This window comes from Vibrio vulnificus CMCP6 (genome assembly GCF_000039765.1).
GTDB classification, from domain to species: Bacteria; Pseudomonadota; Gammaproteobacteria; order Enterobacterales; family Vibrionaceae; genus Vibrio; species Vibrio vulnificus_B.
Window position 1 is genome coordinate 2,156,585 of sequence record NC_004459.3, and the last position, 16,024, is coordinate 2,172,608.

Below are 16,024 nucleotides of genomic sequence, written 5' to 3' on the forward strand. Positions count from 1 at the left end.
ACCTATTTTTTCTTTTGTCCGGTTTGAATGTAACTGCGACTAACGTCAACAAGAGCAATATCGCGAATAAACTCACGACCTAAAAGAACGGGATGGCTCATTTGTGAGCGGTCTGCCAATGTAAATTGCGCCTTTTCTTTGATTTCGCCCACTTTGACCCACAGCTCGACGACTGCGCGGCGTTCGGTATCGTCGTTGGTCGACTGACGAATCTTCACATAACGAATCACGGGTGCTTCAATCCAGTTTTGGTCAGTGCCAGGTTGTTCTGGATCTGAGAGGTGGAAGCGAACCCAATCTTTACCATTGCGCTCGAACATTTCGATGTCAACGGCATTCAGTGATGATGTGGTTGCCCCGGTATCAACACGTGCATCAAAAGACTGATTGATCGACTCAATGGTCACTTTTTCAATCGCACCCAAGATGATTTGATTTTTGGCTGGTGCTGGTGGCGCGGCAATGACTTTAGGTTCAGGTTTTTTCTCTTCAGACGACGCCAAACTTTGCTGTTGAGTCAACTGAAGATGTTCAACTTGTTTTTGTAACTCGGTAATTTGAGTCTCAAGGCTCTCGATGTAATCGACTTGGTTTGAGGATTGCAGAGTGAGATTCTCTATCTTATTCGTAATACGAGTCTCAGAGTCTTGGAGGGCGGTCAGGGTTTTCTGATGATATTGCTCACCATTGGTTAAAGTACAGCCAGATAACAAAACGAGAGCGAGTACTGGCGTCAATCTTATAAACATTGAATGCCTTAAAAAGTGAATTAGGGGAATAAGTTATTGTAAAGAGGAGTGTAGCGTATAAAAAAGGATGCGTGAAGCATCCTCTTGTTAGGGTTTAGTGATACTCAAATTATTGAGTCAAAACCGTGTCAATTATGGCTTTTTCGCCACCAAAATTGCGCGGCGAGGTGCTGGATAACCTTCCACCGTTTTGCTCGGGTCATTCTGATCGAGATAATCAGGCAGTGAATTGTGAGTCATCCAATTGGTGGTGCGTTGCTCGTCGACAGAGGTGACGTTTTCGTCCACGATGCGCACGTCTTCAAAGCCAACCAATTCTAACCACACTTTTAAAGCGCGAGCTGAAGGGAAGAAATACACATTGCGCATTTGAGCGTAGCGTTCCTTGGGAACCAAAACTGCCGTTTCATCCCCTTCAATCACCAAGGTTTCCAGAATCAATTCACCGCCGGAGACAAGCTGATCTTTCAGTTGAATTAAGTGATCAAGCGGAGAGCGACGGTGGTACAACACCCCCATGCTGAAAACAGTATCGAACGCTTCAAGCTTTGGTAGCTGTTCAATGCCCAATGGCAGCAGGTGTGCACGTTGATCGCCACCCATTAACTTACGGATCGCTTCAAACTGAATTAAAAACAGGTGTGATGGATCAATACCCACGCACAGACGTGCGCCTTCACCTAACATGCGCCACATGTGATAACCGTTACCACAACCGACATCCAGCACGCTGCGATTTTTCAATGGTGAAATATGAGGCAGAACACGGTCCCATTTCCAGTCACTGCGCCATTCGGTGTCAATATGAATGCCGTGAACGGTATAAGGGCCTTTGCGCCAAGGGTGGAAAGTACGCAGCAAGCTTTCAAGCTTCTTCAACTCGCCTTGATGGAACGGGGTGTCATTGCTAATGGTGACAGAGTGCTTAATGTCTATCTGATCGGGTGCGCCTTCTGGGATCTTATTGAGTGCTTTTAACCAGCGAGGGAAATCACCATGCTCAGCATTTTGCCAATCTGTTAGCTGTTGAGGTAGAACGTTGAGCCATGGCTGAAGACGAGTGTCTTGAGCGATTAACTGGTAAAAATTAGCAAAATTAAACATCGTTTTTCACTGAGTAATAAATTAAAAATTGACACTAAATGCGAAACGTTAAGACTTTCTCGCTTCTCGCTTCTCGCTTCTCGCTTCTCGCTTCTCGCTTCTCGCTTCTCGCTTCTCGCTTCTCGCTTCTCGCTTCTCGCTTCTCGCTTCTCGCTACTTAATCGCAAACATCGATCCAAAGTTAAAGCATTGGAACCAAACATCGTAGCTGCTGAATCCAATTTGTGCGAAGCGCTCTTTGTGTTGTTTCTTCGAATCTGGACGCATCACGTTTTCAATGGCACTGCGTTTTTGGCTGATTTCTAGCTCACTGTACCCATTTGCTCGTTTGAAGTCATGGTGAAGGTCAATCAACAGTTCATTAGAAACTTGATCTTCAAAAACGTACTTTTCGGAAAGGATCAAAATGCCGCCAGGACGCAAACCGGCGTAGATTTTTTCCAGCAATACGTAACGATCTTCTGGTGATAAGAACTGCAAAGTAAAGTTCAGAACCACCACGGAAGCATTTTCGATATCTATGTGGCGAATATCGGCTTCAATCACGTTCACGGGGGTATCACTGCGATAAGCATTGACGTGAAGCTTGCAGCGCTCAACCATCGCTTTAGAATTATCGACCGCAATGATCTGACAGCCTTCTTGTTTGATGTGGCGACGCATTGAGAGTGTGGCTGCGCCCAGTGAGCAACCCAAGTCATACACGTTACTGTGAGGTTTGACAAAACGTTCGGCCAACATACCAATAGCAGAAATGATGTTGCTGTAACCCGGAACCGAACGTTGAATCATGTCTGGAAAGACTTCCGCCACGCGTTCATCGAAGGTGAAATCCCCAATTTTATCGATTGGAGCCGAAAAAATAGTATCTGGATTGCTTTTTGGGTTCATAACCATTCTCTGCTAACAAACTGCCTGTTTTCACATAGGCGGTAAAAAGGCGCGTATTTTAGGGGAATTTCCTCAAGCTGTCATGCATTGCAAGACAAGGCTTAGAACATCTGTATTTGGCTATTGCCACTATTGGCAGGAAAATCAGACAGATTGGGTAGTTTCACTTGTTGCTGTAATTGTTGGTAAAGTCGTTTGGCTAACTGGGGGCCTTCTACGTTATCTGGTGTGTGGATCATTAAATAAGGTTGCTTACCCTCGGTAATCCAAAGGGGTAATTTGCTCAGCCAAGGGGCAAAGAAGGGCAGGTTGCTCTCTAAATCGGGATGACCAATAAAGCGAATCATTGGATGCTCTCCCGTCGCGATGGCGTGAACGGGCACCTTTGGTTTTTTCTGGTGCGCATCGATAACGGCCTCCGTTGTTGCTGGGGCTGCGAAAACCGGACGGCTATCCATGATGATGCGATCAATCTTTGTTTCCATTAACCATTGATTCAAGCGTTTCTCATCCTCTCCTTTCGCAAAAAAAGCCAAATGACGCACTTCGATTCCCAGCGGAAACCCTTCGGGAAAGTAAGAGCAGAAACGTTGTAGCAGCGGTAAATGCTCTGGTGAGAAAGCCGCAGGAAGTTGGATTGTCCATTGGCCAATACGCGGGTGCAGCGGTTCCATGACACTCAAAAACTCGCGTAACAAACCCTGAGAGCCTTTAAGCATCTGCTGGTGGGTAATCTGCTTTGGCAACTTAAAGGTGAAACGAAAATCGTCATGCGTCGCCGCGCGCCAGTTGAGTACGGTTGGTGTATTTGGCGTTGCGTAGAAGGTCGTATTGCCTTCGACAGTGTGAAAGACCTGTGCGTACTTTTCCAGTCGCTCTGCGGGTTTGGTCCCCGAGCCATAAAAGTCTTGTTGCCACTGATTGTGTGACCACATGGTCAGACCCAATCGAAGAGGAAGCGTGTTCATGGTTTCTCGCTGCATTTATTCCTAGCCTCACTGTACGAGAGTTTTGCCGAAATCGGTAGTTTCGCGTTATAATCCCGACCAATTTTTCACATTTGATGTGCTTTTGAGCAGTTGCTGTATCAAAAAGCATCAATGCATGATAAAACGCAATAAATTGTATTCTGACTAGTCGATTTTCACCGACATTCAGCGTATAAATGGACCTTTGCTCTGTTGAGAAAATGACCGACAGAGAGTAGTTAACAATTTTAGAGAGATTGGGAATTTCATTATGCGTACCCATTACTGTGGTCACCTGAACAAGTCCCTTGCAGGACAAACTGTAGAACTTTGCGGCTGGGTTAACCGTCGTCGTGATTTAGGCGGTCTTATTTTTATTGATATGCGAGATCGTGAAGGTATCGTTCAGGTAGTTGTTGATCCAGATATGGCTGATGCGTATGCAGTGGCAAGCCAACTGCGTAATGAGTTCTGTATCAAGCTAACGGGTGAAGTTCGCACTCGTCCTGAAAGCCAAGTGAATAAAGAAATGGCAACGGGTGAAGTAGAGATCTTGGCTAAAGGTCTTGAAATCATCAACCGTTCTGACGTGCTGCCTCTCGACTTCAACCAGAAGAACTCGGAAGAGCAACGTCTGAAGTATCGCTACCTAGACCTACGTCGTCCAGAAATGAGCGACCGCATCAAGCTACGTGCAAAAGCGTCTAGCTTTGTTCGTCGTTTCCTAGATGACAACGGCTTCCTAGACATCGAAACGCCAGTACTAACCAAAGCGACACCAGAAGGCGCGCGTGACTACCTAGTACCAAGCCGTGTTCACAAAGGCAGCTTCTACGCACTTCCTCAATCTCCACAGTTGTTCAAACAGCTGCTTATGATGTCTGGCTTTGACCGTTACTACCAAATCGTTAAGTGTTTCCGTGACGAAGACTTACGTGCTGACCGTCAGCCAGAATTCACCCAGATCGATATTGAAACGTCATTCATGACGTCTGATCAAGTACGTGCAGTGACGGAAAAAATGGTTCGCGAAATGTGGCTAGAGCTACTGAACGTTGACCTAGGTGAGTTCCCTGTTATGCCGTTTAGCGAAGCGATTCGTCGTTTCGGCTCGGACAAGCCAGATCTGCGTAACCCACTAGAGCTAGTAGACGTTGCTGACCTAGTAAAAGACGTGGATTTCAAAGTGTTCTCTGGCCCTGCTAACGATGAGAAAGGTCGTGTGGCAGTTATCCGTGTTCCTGGTGGTGCAGAGCTTACTCGTAAGCAAATCGATGAGTACACTGGCTTTGTGAACATCTACGGCGCGAAAGGTCTAGCATGGATGAAGGTTAACGACCGTGCAGCTGGCATGGAGGGTATCCAATCTCCAGTCGCTAAATTCCTAAGCGAAGATGTGATCAACGGTATTCTAGAGCGCACTCAAGCAGAATCGGGTGACATCATCCTATTTGGCGCAGACAAAGCTAACATCGTTGCTGAAGCACTAGGTGCACTTCGTCTTAAACTTGGCAAAGACCTGGGTCTAACCAAAGAAGGCACTTGGGCTCCACTATGGGTTGTTGACTTCCCAATGTTTGAAGAAGACGACGAAGGCAACCTACACGCGATGCACCACCCATTCACATCGCCTCTAGGTCTGACTGCTGAAGAGCTCAAAGCAAACCCAGCGCCAGCGATTTCAAATGCGTACGACATGGTTCTCAACGGCTACGAAGTGGGCGGTGGTTCTGTACGTATTCACAACGCAGAAATGCAGGCAGCGGTATTCGATATTCTTGGTATCGATGCTGACGAGCAAAAACTGAAATTTGGCTTCCTATTGGACGCACTGAAATTCGGTACGCCTCCACACGCAGGTCTTGCATTCGGTCTAGACCGTCTTGTCATGCTGCTATGTGGTACTGAGAACATTCGTGACGTTATCGCGTTTCCGAAAACAACAGCAGCCGCGTGTCTGATGACGGATGCGCCAAGTGTGGCTAACCCAGCAGCACTTGAAGAGCTTGCGATTGCCGTGACGGTTGCAAAAGAAAAAAGCGCAGAATAAGCAATAAGCGTTAAAAAACTCCCGCAAACGCGGGAGTTTTTGTTTAAGGAACAGATAGGAAGTGTCATGTCGATTATTCTAGGAATTGACCCAGGCTCTCGCGTTACTGGCTATGGTGTGATTCGCCAAAATGGCCGACACCTGCAATATCTTGGCAGTGGTTGTATTCGTACATCAGAAAAAGATTTACCTGGTCGTTTAAAGCAAATTTATGCGGGTGTAACGGAGATTATTACTCAGTTTCAGCCGGATGCGTTTGCCATCGAACAGGTCTTCATGGCGAAAAATGCCGACTCAGCACTCAAACTTGGCCAAGCGCGTGGTGCGGCAATCGTTTCTGCCGTGAATCACGATTTGCCAGTTTACGAATACGCCGCTCGTTTGATTAAGCAAGCCGTGGTAGGCACGGGTGGGGCTGATAAAGCACAGGTGCAACACATGGTGCAACATATGCTCAAGTTACCCGCTAAACCCCAGGCGGACGCGGCCGATGCGTTAGGTGTTGCCATTTGTCACGCCAATACCAATAAAACCCTCATTGCCTTAGCCGGGCAGGCGACCAGTGCTAAACGAGGCCGTTATCGCTAATTGGCTTAAAAATGAGACATCTCAAGCAGAATAAATAATCTAATTTGTTATTTAATTGTTAAGAAATTAGTCTGGTCGGAGGTCTAGTTATATTTCAGTCAAGGAAGATTGAAGATGAATCCCGCCCATCTCTGGCACCGCTTTTGTGTGCCTTCACAAGCCCAATGGACGAGCGCTCAGCAAAGACAAGCGGCGATTCTGTCGCTGTTTACCTTTATCGCGTTCCTCGTTGGCCTATACAGTTTGTTCAAATGGTCGCGTCACGGCCATGAAAGTCTGATCACTACCTCAATCGCTCTGATTCTGTGCGAACTCGCCGCCGCGGCAGTGTTACGATGGAGTCGAAAACCGATATTGGCCCTTAACATTGGTTTTGTTGGAATGGTGACACATGCGCTCAACATCATTTATCAAAGTGGCGGCGTGGTGGAGTCTACCCAAACGTATTGGATCCCGCTGTTGATCGTGGCATTTTTTCTTTCCGCGACTCGCATCATGGCGCTGATATGGAGTGGTTCAGTGATCATGATTGCCGCACTGATGACTTACTTTCATCTTTCTGGAGTGGCTTTCCCTCAGCTCGAGCTCGCATCGTCAGCACTTCGCGTGGAAATATGGTCAGGCACCGTATTGCCCTTGGTGGTGATCTGCATTGCTCAAGCCTACACGGCAGGACAGCGTGATAAAGCTATCTCAGGTGCGGAACGGGCAACCGCACAAAGTGAAGAAGCGGCGTTGAATGCCAAACAAGGGGCTGCAAATCTTACTCAGGTACTGCAACAGGCGACGGTAAGTTCGACCGAACTCAATCAGGTTTCTTTAGCGTTGGATTCACAATCGCAAACCCTAGATGCTCAAGTCAGTCAGCTTAATTTGAACTGTCAAAGTCAAGCGAGCGCGGCGGAAGAAATAAGTCAGCAGATCCACCATATTGCGGAAGGGTTGAATGAGTCTGGCCGATTTGTCAGTGAACTTCAGCAACGCAGTGAAACAGTCCATCAGCAAGCGGCGGAAAGTTCAAGGTTGCTTGTTGACTCCACTCAAGCTATTACACAAATACTCACCAGTCATGAGCAGATCATGCGAGTGGCAGATTTGATTACCTCCGTTGCAGAACAAACCAACTTATTGGCATTGAACGCAGCGATTGAAGCGGCCAGAGCAGGAGAGCAAGGCCGAGGTTTTGCGGTGGTCGCAGAGCAGGTACGCGAGCTTTCGTCAAAGAGTAGCTACTCCGCGTTGGAAATTCGCCAGTTATTGGACAGAAGTGAACAAGAAGTTCGTCACGGACAGCAAGTGGTGCACCTGAGTGCCGAGCGAATGGAGAACATCATCGCACAAATCAATACAATTCATGTCGATGTGCAAGCATTGGCTGATATCGTAGGGCAACAAAACCAAGCCGTCAAAGAGTTGGATGACGCCAGTAGCGAAGTGGCATTGAATGTGGCCAATACTAAGTGCGTTGCCGATGTGGTGGCAGACAATGGTAGTGAGTTACGACAGCACGTGAATAAAGTCCGGTTGCTCAGTAACCAACTCGATCAAGTGATCTCAAAAAACGCCACTCATTAAGATAAAGAACTGGATGTCTATCCAGTTCTTTATTATCCTGTCGCAAATTCATTTCTAAAGAGTATTGAACGTGATCGGACGTCTTCGCGGCATTCTGCTGGAAAAACAACCCCCTGAATTGTTGATTGAAGTTAATGGCATTGGCTATGAAGTTCAGATGCCAATGAGTTGTTTCTACGAGCTTCCTAACATTGGGGAAGAAGCCATTATCTATACTCATTTTGTGGTGCGTGAAGATGCTCAGTTACTTTATGGATTCAATACCGTGAAAGAACGAGCGCTGTTTAGAGAGGTCATCAAAGCCAATGGGGTTGGACCAAAACTGGGTTTGGCCATTTTATCAGGCATGACGGCAAGCCAGTTTGTGGCGTCGGTAGAAAGAGAAGACATTTCCACGCTGGTGAAATTACCGGGCGTTGGCAAGAAGACCGCAGAACGTCTTGTGGTTGAGATGAAAGATCGTTTGAAAGGTTGGAGCGCTGGCGATCTGTTCACGCCGTTTACCGATGCGGCGCCAGTCGATTCAGGCAGCACAAGCAGTAACAGTGCAGAAGAAGAAGCGGTCAGTGCACTCTTGGCGTTGGGATATAAGCCTGTTCAGGCATCAAAAGTAGTATCGCAGATTGCTAAACCGGATATGACCAGCGAACAGTTGATCCGTGAAGCGCTCAAGTCCATGGTCTAATCGCGCAAAATAGGTATTGATATGATTGAAGCAGATCGCTTAATTGCTCCGGACAATCCCGCTTTTCGTGATGAAGATGTGATTGACCGCGCGATACGACCAAAGAAACTCGCCGATTACCAAGGCCAAGATCACGTACGTGATCAAATGGAAATTTTTATTAAAGCCGCGCAATTGCGTAACGAAGCGCTCGACCATTTATTGATTTTTGGCCCTCCAGGTTTGGGTAAAACCACCTTAGCGAACATTGTTGCAAACGAGATGGGCGTAAATATTCGCACCACGTCAGGGCCGGTGTTAGAAAAAGCGGGAGATTTAGCGGCCTTGCTGACCAATCTTGAAGAAAACGACGTGCTCTTCATTGATGAAATACACCGACTCAGCCCGATGGTGGAAGAAGTGTTGTATCCAGCCATGGAAGATTACCAATTGGATATTATGATTGGTGAAGGCCCTGCTGCACGTTCAATCAAAATCGATTTGCCGCCCTTTACGCTAATTGGTGCAACCACTCGTGCCGGCTCACTGACTTCCCCTTTGCGTGATCGTTTTGGTATTACCCAGCGTTTGGAGTATTACAAAATTCCTGATCTGCAGAATATTGTGCAACGCAGTGCTGACTGCTTGGGGCTTTCCATGGAAGCGGAAGGGGCATTAGAGGTGGCGCGTCGTGCGCGTGGTACACCGCGTATTGCCAATCGCTTGTTGCGCCGCGTACGCGATTTTGCTGAAGTAAAAGGCAATGGTCACATCTGTGCAGACACCGCAGACAAAGCGCTCAACATGCTAGATGTGGACTCGAAAGGCTTTGATTACATGGACCGCAAGTTGCTGTTGGCCATCATGGAGAAATTTGGTGGTGGTCCGGTAGGCTTGGATAACATGGCAGCCGCGATCGGTGAAGAGAAAGACACGATTGAAGATGTGTTAGAGCCCTATTTGATTCAGCAGGGTTATTTACAACGCACGCCTCGAGGGCGAATCGCAACCGATCGGGCGTATCTTCATTTCGGAATTGAAAAGTAAGTTTGCAAGGCTAGGCATTAAATTTCCTAGCCTTTTCTTTAATGTGAGCAAAATCACAATAAAGAAAATCCAACTACCTCTAAATAGGTAATGCAAAATCGCGCATTGTAAACATCTCGTAGCCATAATGAGGCGTGCATTTCCTTCTGATTACCTGGCGTTAACAAACTGTCTTGCATTTGCTTGATTTAGATCAAGTTGATTGTTTTTTAGACAGAAATGCCGCATGTTTCTTGATTCAAATCAAAGCGCTTTGCGTTTATAAAACTTTTGAAACCCTCAGTTTTTAGCAGTAGTATTAGCCGCAGCTATATTAGCTGATGCTTAACAATTAACTAACCAATGCGGTACATTTTTGCAACAATATGTTGGTTTAATTCAACATTATTCAAGAAAGTTCAACTCTTGATGATGATTTGTAAAATGTAGAGAGTGTCATTCAGCCGACACATAGGAGTTACCATGATTGACGTAGTTGATCTGTCGCGGTTGCAGTTTGCACTGACAGCGATGTATCACTTCCTATTCGTACCTTTGACTCTAGGCATGGCTTTCCTTTTAGCCATCATGGAATCGCTGTACGTAATGACCGATAAGCAAATCTACAAGGACATGACTAAGTTCTGGGGTAAGCTTTTTGGTATTAACTTTGCCCTAGGTGTGGCCACAGGCCTTACCATGGAATTCCAGTTTGGTACGAACTGGTCTTACTATTCCCATTATGTCGGTGACATTTTCGGTGCCCCTCTTGCTATTGAGGCACTCGTCGCATTCTTCTTAGAGTCCACCTTCGTCGGTCTATTCTTCTTCGGATGGGAGAGATTATCTAAACGTCAACACTTGGCCGTTACATGGTTAGTGGCATTAGGTTCTAACTTCTCTGCGTTGTGGATTCTTGTCGCGAATGGCTGGATGCAAAACCCAGTGGGCGCTGAGTTCAACTTCGAAACCATGCGTATGGAGATGGTGAGCTTTGCCGAAGTGGTACTTAACCCTGTTGCTCAGGTGAAATTTGTTCACACAGTTGCGTCTGGTTATACAACGGGTGCCATGTTTATCCTTGGCATCAGCTCATACTATCTATTGAAAGGCCGTGACGTCGCATTTGCGCGTCGTTCGTTTGCTATTGCGGCTTCGTTCGGTATGGCATCGATCTTATCCGTTATCGTTCTTGGTGATGAATCAGGTTACGAGCTTGGCGAAGTACAAAAAGTAAAACTTGCGGCGGTAGAAGCGGAGTGGCACACAGAACCTGCTCCAGCAGCGTTTACTCTGTTTGGTTTACCGAATCAGGAAACCATGCACACCGACTACGCGATCAAGATCCCTTACGTTATGGGTATCATTGCGACGCGCTCTTTTGACGAGCAAGTAACGGGCCTTCGTGACCTACGTGATCAGCACGTTGATCGTATCCGTAACGGTATGTATGCCTACGAGTTGCTAGAAAAACTTCGTGCTGGCGATCGCTCTGAAGCGAACAAAGCGGCATTTGATGAAGTGAAAGGTGACCTTGGTTACGGCTTGCTACTTAAGCGTTATACCGACAAGGTGACCGATGCAACGGAAGAGCAAATTCAAGCCGCCGCGGATGACTCCATTCCAACCGTATGGCCACTATTTATGTCGTTCCGCATCATGGTTGGCTGTGGCTTCATCATGCTGTTTGTCTTTGGTGCAGCATTCGTTCAAACGTGCCGTCAAAAGATCGAGCAAAAACCTTGGATTCTGAAAGCGGCGCTATTTAGCATCCCACTTCCTTGGATTGCGATCGAAGCAGGTTGGTTCGTCGCTGAGTACGGTCGTCAACCTTGGGCGGTGGGTGAAATTCTCCCAACCCACGTTGCCGCTTCGGCACTGACGATTGGCGAGCTATGGACCTCTCTATTCGCTATTTTGGCACTGTACACCGTGTTCCTGATTGCAGAGGTGTACCTCATGTTGAAGTTCGCTCGCAAAGGACCAAGTAGCCTTAAAACAGGTCGTTACCACTTCGAACAAAATGGCGAGTCTATTGAAGACAAAGTTAATCGCCAAGTAGAAGCGTAAGGCAAGGAGACAGAAAATGTTTGATTATGAAATCTTACGACTGATTTGGTGGGTTCTGATCGGTGTTCTACTGGTTGGTTTCGCCGTCACCGATGGTTTCGATATGGGGGTGGGTGCGCTCGTTCCTGTTATCGGTAAAAACGACACTGAGCGTCGTATAATGATTAACACCATCGCACCGCACTGGGATGGTAACCAAGTTTGGCTAATCACCGCTGGTGGTGCACTGTTTGCCGCTTGGCCTCTGGTTTATGCAACGTCGTTCTCTGGCTTCTATCTAGCGATGTATGTCACGTTAGCGGCACTTTGGCTACGTCCACTTGGCTTAGACTACCGTTCTAAAATCGAAAACCCAAAATGGCGTAATGCATGGGATGGCGCGATCTGTTTTAGTGGCGCGGTACCGCCAGTGATATTCGGTGTTGCTTTTGGTAACTTACTGCAAGGCGTACCATTTGAGTTGAACAACCTGCTAATGTCAGAGTACAAAGGTTCATTCTTTGCACTATTGAATCCATTTGCATTACTTTGTGGCGTTCTCAGCTTAATGTTGTTTGTTCTCCAAGGTGCAACTTGGCTACAAATGAAGACAACAGAAGCGCTGCATACCCGCGCACGTAACGTTGCTCAAATTGCGGGCCTTGTGGTTGTGGCATTGTTCGTGATTGGTGGTTTCTGGGTTCAATCGATCGAAGGCTACGTGATTACGAGCACCATCGATACATTTGCAGATTCCAACCCGCTGAATAAAGAGGTTGTCCAACAAGCGGGCGCTTGGATGGCGAACTTTGAAACCTATCCAGCCATGTGGGCTGCGCCAGTATTGGGCGTGTTCATGCCATTGCTTGCGGTGATTGCCTCTCGTTTTGAGCGTGGTGGTTTCGCTTTCCTATTCTCAAGCTTGGCAAACGCCGGTGTGATTTTGACGGCTGGCTTCGCAATGTTCCCATTCGTGATGCCTTCAAGCCTTGTTCCTGCACACAGCTTGACTATGTGGGATTCAACAGCAAGTGAACTGACCCTTGGTTTGATGACGGCTGTCGCGGCGGTTATGGTACCTGTGATTCTTGGCTACACAACTTGGACTTACTACAAGATGTTTGGTCGTCTAGATAAGAAACACATCGAAGACAACGACGTTTCAGCTTACTAAGGAGTAATTACTATGTGGTATTTCGCATGGATTCTGGGTGTACTATTAGCGTGTGCATTCGGCATTATTAATGCTCTTTGGTTAGAGCACAGTGAAATGATGGATAAAGACAGTGAGTAACTTGGATGCGCGAATCGCTTCGTTGCATGAGCCGCTAGACAAAACAATCTTAAAAGTGATTGCGTTGTTGCTTGGTTTCTTGCACGTGGGATTAGTGATGTGGGACCCAGAAGCATACGCAACTGCGATTGGCGGATTCAATGCGCTAATCGGTCCTGCTCTAATCTGGGCGGTTTGCTCCAGCATGGTTTATGGCGTTGGATTTAAGCCGAAGAAATGGGTGTGGCAACTCTTGTTTAGCCCATACTTCTCGCTGTCTATATTGCTGTTTCTCACCGCTTTATACATTTTGTAACCGAAAAGGTTAATAATTGAGCCAGGCATCTTGCCTGGCTTTTTATTTTCCCCACGCAACTCAAAAAAAGTCTGAACTGCGGTACCAATTTATGCCGCTTACGTTATAGTAATTGCCTTTAAACGCGAATGAATTGGTAGAATTTTGAACGGAATACGTCAGCCTTTTACTTGGCCAGTTACAGTGTATTACGAAGACACCGATGCAGGTGGGGTGGTCTATCACTCCAATTATCTGAAGTTTTTTGAGCGAGCAAGGACCGAATTATTACGCTCAGTCGGTATTTCGCAGAATGTCTTGCTGGAACAAAACATCGGCTTTGTTGTCCGACACATGGATATCGATTTTATTCAGGGTGCTCGCCTTGACCAACACCTCACCATATTGACTAAAATTGGCGAAATTAAACGCGCTTCGCTGCTTTTCTGTCAGGAATTAGTCAATGATGACGGCAAGTTATTGTGTAAAGCAACAGTTAAGGTAGCATGTATCGACAATGTAAAAATGAAGCCAATTGCAATACCCACTTCTATTATTTCGGAGCTGACAAATAGTGACTGCTGATATTTCTATTCTTGACCTGTTTTTACAAGCAAGCCTACTGGTAAAACTGGTAATGTTGACTTTGCTTGGTATGTCAGTTGTGTCATGGGCCATGATCATCAAACGCAGTAAAGTGCTTTCAAAAGCAGCAAAAGATGCAGAAGAGTTTGAAGATAAATTTTGGTCAGGTATTGATCTCTCTCAGTTGTACCAACAAATCAAAGCTCGAAAAGATGAGCTTTCTGGCACCGAAGAAATTTTCTACGCGGGCTTCACCGAATTCGCGCGTTTACGCAAAACCAACCCAACATCGCCGGACTTCGTGATGGAAGGCACTGGTCGCGCCATGCGAGTCGCGGTGTCTCGTGAAGTTGACGAGCTGGAAACGAGTTTACCATTCCTTGCTACCGTAGGTTCCATTACGCCATATATCGGTCTATTTGGTACTGTGTGGGGTATCATGCATGCTTTCATCGCGCTTGGCGAAGTGAAACAAGCAACATTATCAATGGTGGCTCCGGGTATCGCAGAAGCGCTTATTGCGACAGCAATGGGTCTTTTTGCCGCGATCCCTGCGGTTATGGCTTACAACCGATTTGCCAGCAAAGTGGGCAAGCTAGAGCACAACTACTCAACGTTTTCGGAAGAGTTTCATAGCATTCTGCACCGTCAGGCGATGGCAGGTAGTCAGTAATGGCCGGGTATCAACCAAAAAAACGTAAGATGACCGCAGAGATTAACGTCGTGCCTTATATCGACGTTATGTTAGTACTGTTGATCATCTTTATGGCAACAGCCCCGTTTGTTTCTCAGGGGGTTGACGTTGAGTTGCCAAAAACCAGTAACGCTAAAACCATGTCGGATTTAGCGGGTGAAAGTGACAGCAGCTTTATCATCATTGAGGTCGACAGCGAGGGCAACCTAGGTCTGAGTGTAAACAATGATGAAGTGCAGCGTGGACTCTCTTTAGAAGATGTGATTGTGCGTGTGAAAGCCGAACTTTCACTAAAGCCAAATTCTCCCGTGGCAGTGGGTGGTGACGCGGCGACACCTTATGCGGAAGTCGTTTTGTTGCTAGATGAGCTGAGTAAGGCTGGCATCGAGAAAGTCGGCCTACTGACGGATATCAAATAGAACCAGACGCGATCATGAGAGAAAAGAAAAGCAAACGGAATGATTACGTAGTACCGATAGCAGTATCGGCGGCTCTGCACGTTGTTTTAGTTATCGCACTTTTGTGGGGCGCGGACTTTACCATGTCTAAACCACAGCCGAGTGGGCAGATGGTCCAGGCAGTCGTCATTGACCCTAACTTAGTAAAACAGCAAGCCAATCAAATTCGTCAGCAGCGCGAATCGGCAGCAAAAAAAGAGCAAGAAAGATTAGATAAACTGCGTCGTGAAGCGGAGCAACTGGAGAAGAATCGCAAAGCGGAAGAAGATCAGTTGCGCAAGCTAAAGGAGCAACAAGCGCGTGATGCCAAAGCGGCGCGAGAAGCCGAAGAAGCGCGTAAACAGAAAGAACAAGAGAAGAAAGTCGCAGAAGAAAAAGCACGCAAAGAGAAAGAGCGTGTTGCAAAGCTTGAAGCTGAGCGAAAAACAAAAGAAGAAGCGATTAAAAAAGCGGAACAAGAACGTTTAGCGAAAGAAGCAGCCATCGCGAAAGCAGAGCAAGAACGCATCGCGAAGGAAAAAGCGGCAAAAGAGGCAGAAGAAAAAGCTCGCCGTGAAAAAGAAGCCGCCGCTAAGGCAGAGCAAGAGCGCATAGCGAAGGAAAAAGCCGCCAAAGAGGCCGCAGAAAAGGCGCGTAAGGAAAAAGAACGTTTAGAGCGTCTTGAGCGTGAACGTAAAGAACAAGAAGCCGCACTGAACGACATTTTTGCTGGGCTTGAAACTGAATCTAGCCAAAACAGCGCAGCGAGAAGCCAGCATGTTCTGGATGAAAAAAATCGTTATGGTGCTATTTACACACAACTTATTCAGCAACGCCTTCTTAAGGATGAATATTTGTTGGGAAAGTCGTGTAAGGTGAACATTAAATTGATACCAACAGGTGTCGATGCAATCGTCAATTCGGTGAGTATTTTGGAAGGGGATACCCGAGTCTGTAACGCGGCTAAGAGCGCTATTTTGCAGGTTGGTTCCTTCCCAATGCCAGCGGATGATGCAGTGAGACAAGAGCTGCGTAATATCAATTTAACTGTTGATTTCGAATAAAAGGACTAAGAC

At 46.8% G+C, this 16,024-nt stretch carries 17 protein-coding genes; 13 read left to right on the top strand and 4 right to left on the bottom strand.

Annotated features, from left to right (window positions below; all coding sequences use genetic code 11):
- Positions 1 to 2 precede the first annotated feature (2 nt).
- The 4 genes from VV1_RS10135 to VV1_RS10150 all read right to left on the bottom strand — a co-directional run bounded on the left by VV1_RS10135 (position 3) and on the right by VV1_RS10150 (position 3,712).
- Positions 3 to 749 (bottom strand): ATP-dependent zinc protease family protein, encoded by a 747-nt coding sequence (locus tag VV1_RS10135; protein WP_011080031.1) that lies wholly within the window; start codon positions 747 to 749, stop codon positions 3 to 5.
- Between the two features lie 132 nt (positions 750 to 881).
- Positions 882 to 1,853 (bottom strand): tRNA 5-methoxyuridine(34)/uridine 5-oxyacetic acid(34) synthase CmoB, encoded by a 972-nt coding sequence (cmoB, locus tag VV1_RS10140; protein ID WP_011080032.1) that lies wholly within the window; start codon positions 1,851 to 1,853, stop codon positions 882 to 884.
- A gap of 153 nt (positions 1,854 to 2,006) precedes the next feature.
- A complete protein-coding gene (gene cmoA, locus VV1_RS10145) occupies positions 2,007 to 2,744 on the bottom strand; it encodes a carboxy-S-adenosyl-L-methionine synthase CmoA (RefSeq protein WP_043920963.1) in 738 nt (245 codons plus the stop codon).
- Between the two features lie 101 nt (positions 2,745 to 2,845).
- Positions 2,846 to 3,712 (bottom strand): DUF72 domain-containing protein, encoded by an 867-nt coding sequence (locus tag VV1_RS10150; protein ID WP_043921094.1) that lies wholly within the window; start codon positions 3,710 to 3,712, stop codon positions 2,846 to 2,848.
- Positions 3,713 to 3,983: 271 nt separating this feature from the next.
- Here VV1_RS10150 and aspS point away from each other — a divergent pair, with 271 nt between their 5' ends.
- From aspS to tolA, 13 genes are all read left to right on the top strand, one after another.
- A complete protein-coding gene (gene aspS / locus VV1_RS10155) occupies positions 3,984 to 5,762 on the top strand; it encodes an aspartate--tRNA ligase (RefSeq protein WP_011080035.1) in 1,779 nt (592 codons plus the stop codon).
- 66 nt (positions 5,763 to 5,828) lie between these two features.
- On the top strand, positions 5,829 to 6,350 hold the full coding sequence (gene ruvC / locus VV1_RS10160; RefSeq protein ID WP_011080036.1) for a crossover junction endodeoxyribonuclease RuvC: 522 nt from the start codon (positions 5,829 to 5,831) through the stop codon (positions 6,348 to 6,350).
- Between the two features lie 114 nt (positions 6,351 to 6,464).
- The gene (locus VV1_RS10165) at positions 6,465 to 7,925 is read left to right on the top strand and encodes a methyl-accepting chemotaxis protein (protein WP_011080037.1); all 1,461 of its coding nucleotides are present in this window, start codon (positions 6,465 to 6,467) and stop codon (positions 7,923 to 7,925) included.
- 70 nt (positions 7,926 to 7,995) lie between these two features.
- The gene (gene ruvA, locus VV1_RS10170; protein ID WP_011080038.1) at positions 7,996 to 8,610 is read left to right on the top strand and encodes a Holliday junction branch migration protein RuvA; all 615 of its coding nucleotides are present in this window, start codon (positions 7,996 to 7,998) and stop codon (positions 8,608 to 8,610) included.
- Positions 8,611 to 8,631: 21 nt separating this feature from the next.
- Positions 8,632 to 9,636 carry a Holliday junction branch migration DNA helicase RuvB gene (ruvB, locus tag VV1_RS10175; RefSeq protein ID WP_011080039.1) on the top strand — a complete coding sequence of 335 codons (1,005 nt, stop codon included), beginning with the start codon at positions 8,632 to 8,634 and terminating at the stop codon, positions 9,634 to 9,636.
- Between the two features lie 462 nt (positions 9,637 to 10,098).
- A complete protein-coding gene (gene cydA, locus VV1_RS10180) occupies positions 10,099 to 11,685 on the top strand; it encodes a cytochrome ubiquinol oxidase subunit I (protein ID WP_013571418.1) in 1,587 nt (528 codons plus the stop codon).
- Positions 11,686 to 11,701: 16 nt separating this feature from the next.
- Positions 11,702 to 12,838, top strand: coding sequence for a cytochrome d ubiquinol oxidase subunit II (cydB, locus tag VV1_RS10185; RefSeq protein ID WP_011080041.1), 1,137 nt, complete (start codon positions 11,702 to 11,704; stop codon positions 12,836 to 12,838).
- A 12-nt stretch (positions 12,839 to 12,850) separates the two neighbouring features.
- Complete coding sequence (gene cydX / locus VV1_RS23165; RefSeq protein ID WP_000270284.1) at positions 12,851 to 12,958, top strand: cytochrome bd-I oxidase subunit CydX; 108 nt, start codon at positions 12,851 to 12,853, stop codon at positions 12,956 to 12,958.
- Positions 12,951 to 13,253 carry a cyd operon protein YbgE gene (ybgE, locus tag VV1_RS10195; RefSeq protein ID WP_011080042.1) on the top strand — a complete coding sequence of 101 codons (303 nt, stop codon included), beginning with the start codon at positions 12,951 to 12,953 and terminating at the stop codon, positions 13,251 to 13,253. The genes cydX and ybgE overlap by 8 nt, the downstream gene beginning before the upstream one ends.
- 144 nt (positions 13,254 to 13,397) lie before the next feature.
- A complete protein-coding gene (gene ybgC / locus VV1_RS10200; protein ID WP_011080043.1) occupies positions 13,398 to 13,817 on the top strand; it encodes a tol-pal system-associated acyl-CoA thioesterase in 420 nt (139 codons plus the stop codon).
- Positions 13,807 to 14,490, top strand: coding sequence for a protein TolQ (tolQ, locus tag VV1_RS10205; RefSeq protein ID WP_011080044.1), 684 nt, complete (start codon positions 13,807 to 13,809; stop codon positions 14,488 to 14,490). The genes ybgC and tolQ overlap by 11 nt, the downstream gene beginning before the upstream one ends.
- Positions 14,490 to 14,930 (top strand): ExbD/TolR family protein, encoded by a 441-nt coding sequence (locus VV1_RS10210; protein WP_011080045.1) that lies wholly within the window; start codon positions 14,490 to 14,492, stop codon positions 14,928 to 14,930. The genes tolQ and VV1_RS10210 overlap by 1 nt, the downstream gene beginning before the upstream one ends.
- A gap of 14 nt (positions 14,931 to 14,944) precedes the next feature.
- Positions 14,945 to 16,012: a cell envelope integrity protein TolA gene (tolA, locus tag VV1_RS10215; protein ID WP_011080046.1), complete on the top strand. Its 1,068-nt coding sequence runs from the start codon at positions 14,945 to 14,947 to the stop codon at positions 16,010 to 16,012.
- The last annotated feature ends 12 nt before the right edge of the window (positions 16,013 to 16,024 follow it).

Bases quoted from the DNA above. Each gene is read 5' to 3' on its own strand.
- VV1_RS10135 (WP_011080031.1), bottom strand. From the start codon at position 749: ATGTTTATAAGATTGACGCCAGTACTCGCTCTCGTTTTGTTATCTGGC.
- cmoB (WP_011080032.1), bottom strand. From the start codon at position 1,853: ATGTTTAATTTTGCTAATTTTTACCAGTTAATCGCTCAAGACACTCGT.
- cmoA (WP_043920963.1), bottom strand. From the start codon at position 2,744: ATGAACCCAAAAAGCAATCCAGATACTATTTTTTCGGCTCCAATCGAT.
- VV1_RS10150 (WP_043921094.1), bottom strand. From the start codon at position 3,712: ATGAACACGCTTCCTCTTCGATTGGGTCTGACCATGTGGTCACACAAT.
- aspS (WP_011080035.1), top strand. From the start codon at position 3,984: ATGCGTACCCATTACTGTGGTCACCTGAACAAGTCCCTTGCAGGACAA.
- ruvC (WP_011080036.1), top strand. From the start codon at position 5,829: ATGTCGATTATTCTAGGAATTGACCCAGGCTCTCGCGTTACTGGCTAT.
- VV1_RS10165 (WP_011080037.1), top strand. From the start codon at position 6,465: ATGAATCCCGCCCATCTCTGGCACCGCTTTTGTGTGCCTTCACAAGCC.
- ruvB (WP_011080039.1), top strand. From the start codon at position 8,632: ATGATTGAAGCAGATCGCTTAATTGCTCCGGACAATCCCGCTTTTCGT.
- cydA (WP_013571418.1), top strand. From the start codon at position 10,099: ATGATTGACGTAGTTGATCTGTCGCGGTTGCAGTTTGCACTGACAGCG.
- cydB (WP_011080041.1), top strand. From the start codon at position 11,702: ATGTTTGATTATGAAATCTTACGACTGATTTGGTGGGTTCTGATCGGT.
- cydX (WP_000270284.1), top strand. From the start codon at position 12,851: ATGTGGTATTTCGCATGGATTCTGGGTGTACTATTAGCGTGTGCATTC.
- VV1_RS10210 (WP_011080045.1), top strand. From the start codon at position 14,490: ATGGCCGGGTATCAACCAAAAAAACGTAAGATGACCGCAGAGATTAAC.
- tolA (WP_011080046.1), top strand. From the start codon at position 14,945: ATGAGAGAAAAGAAAAGCAAACGGAATGATTACGTAGTACCGATAGCA.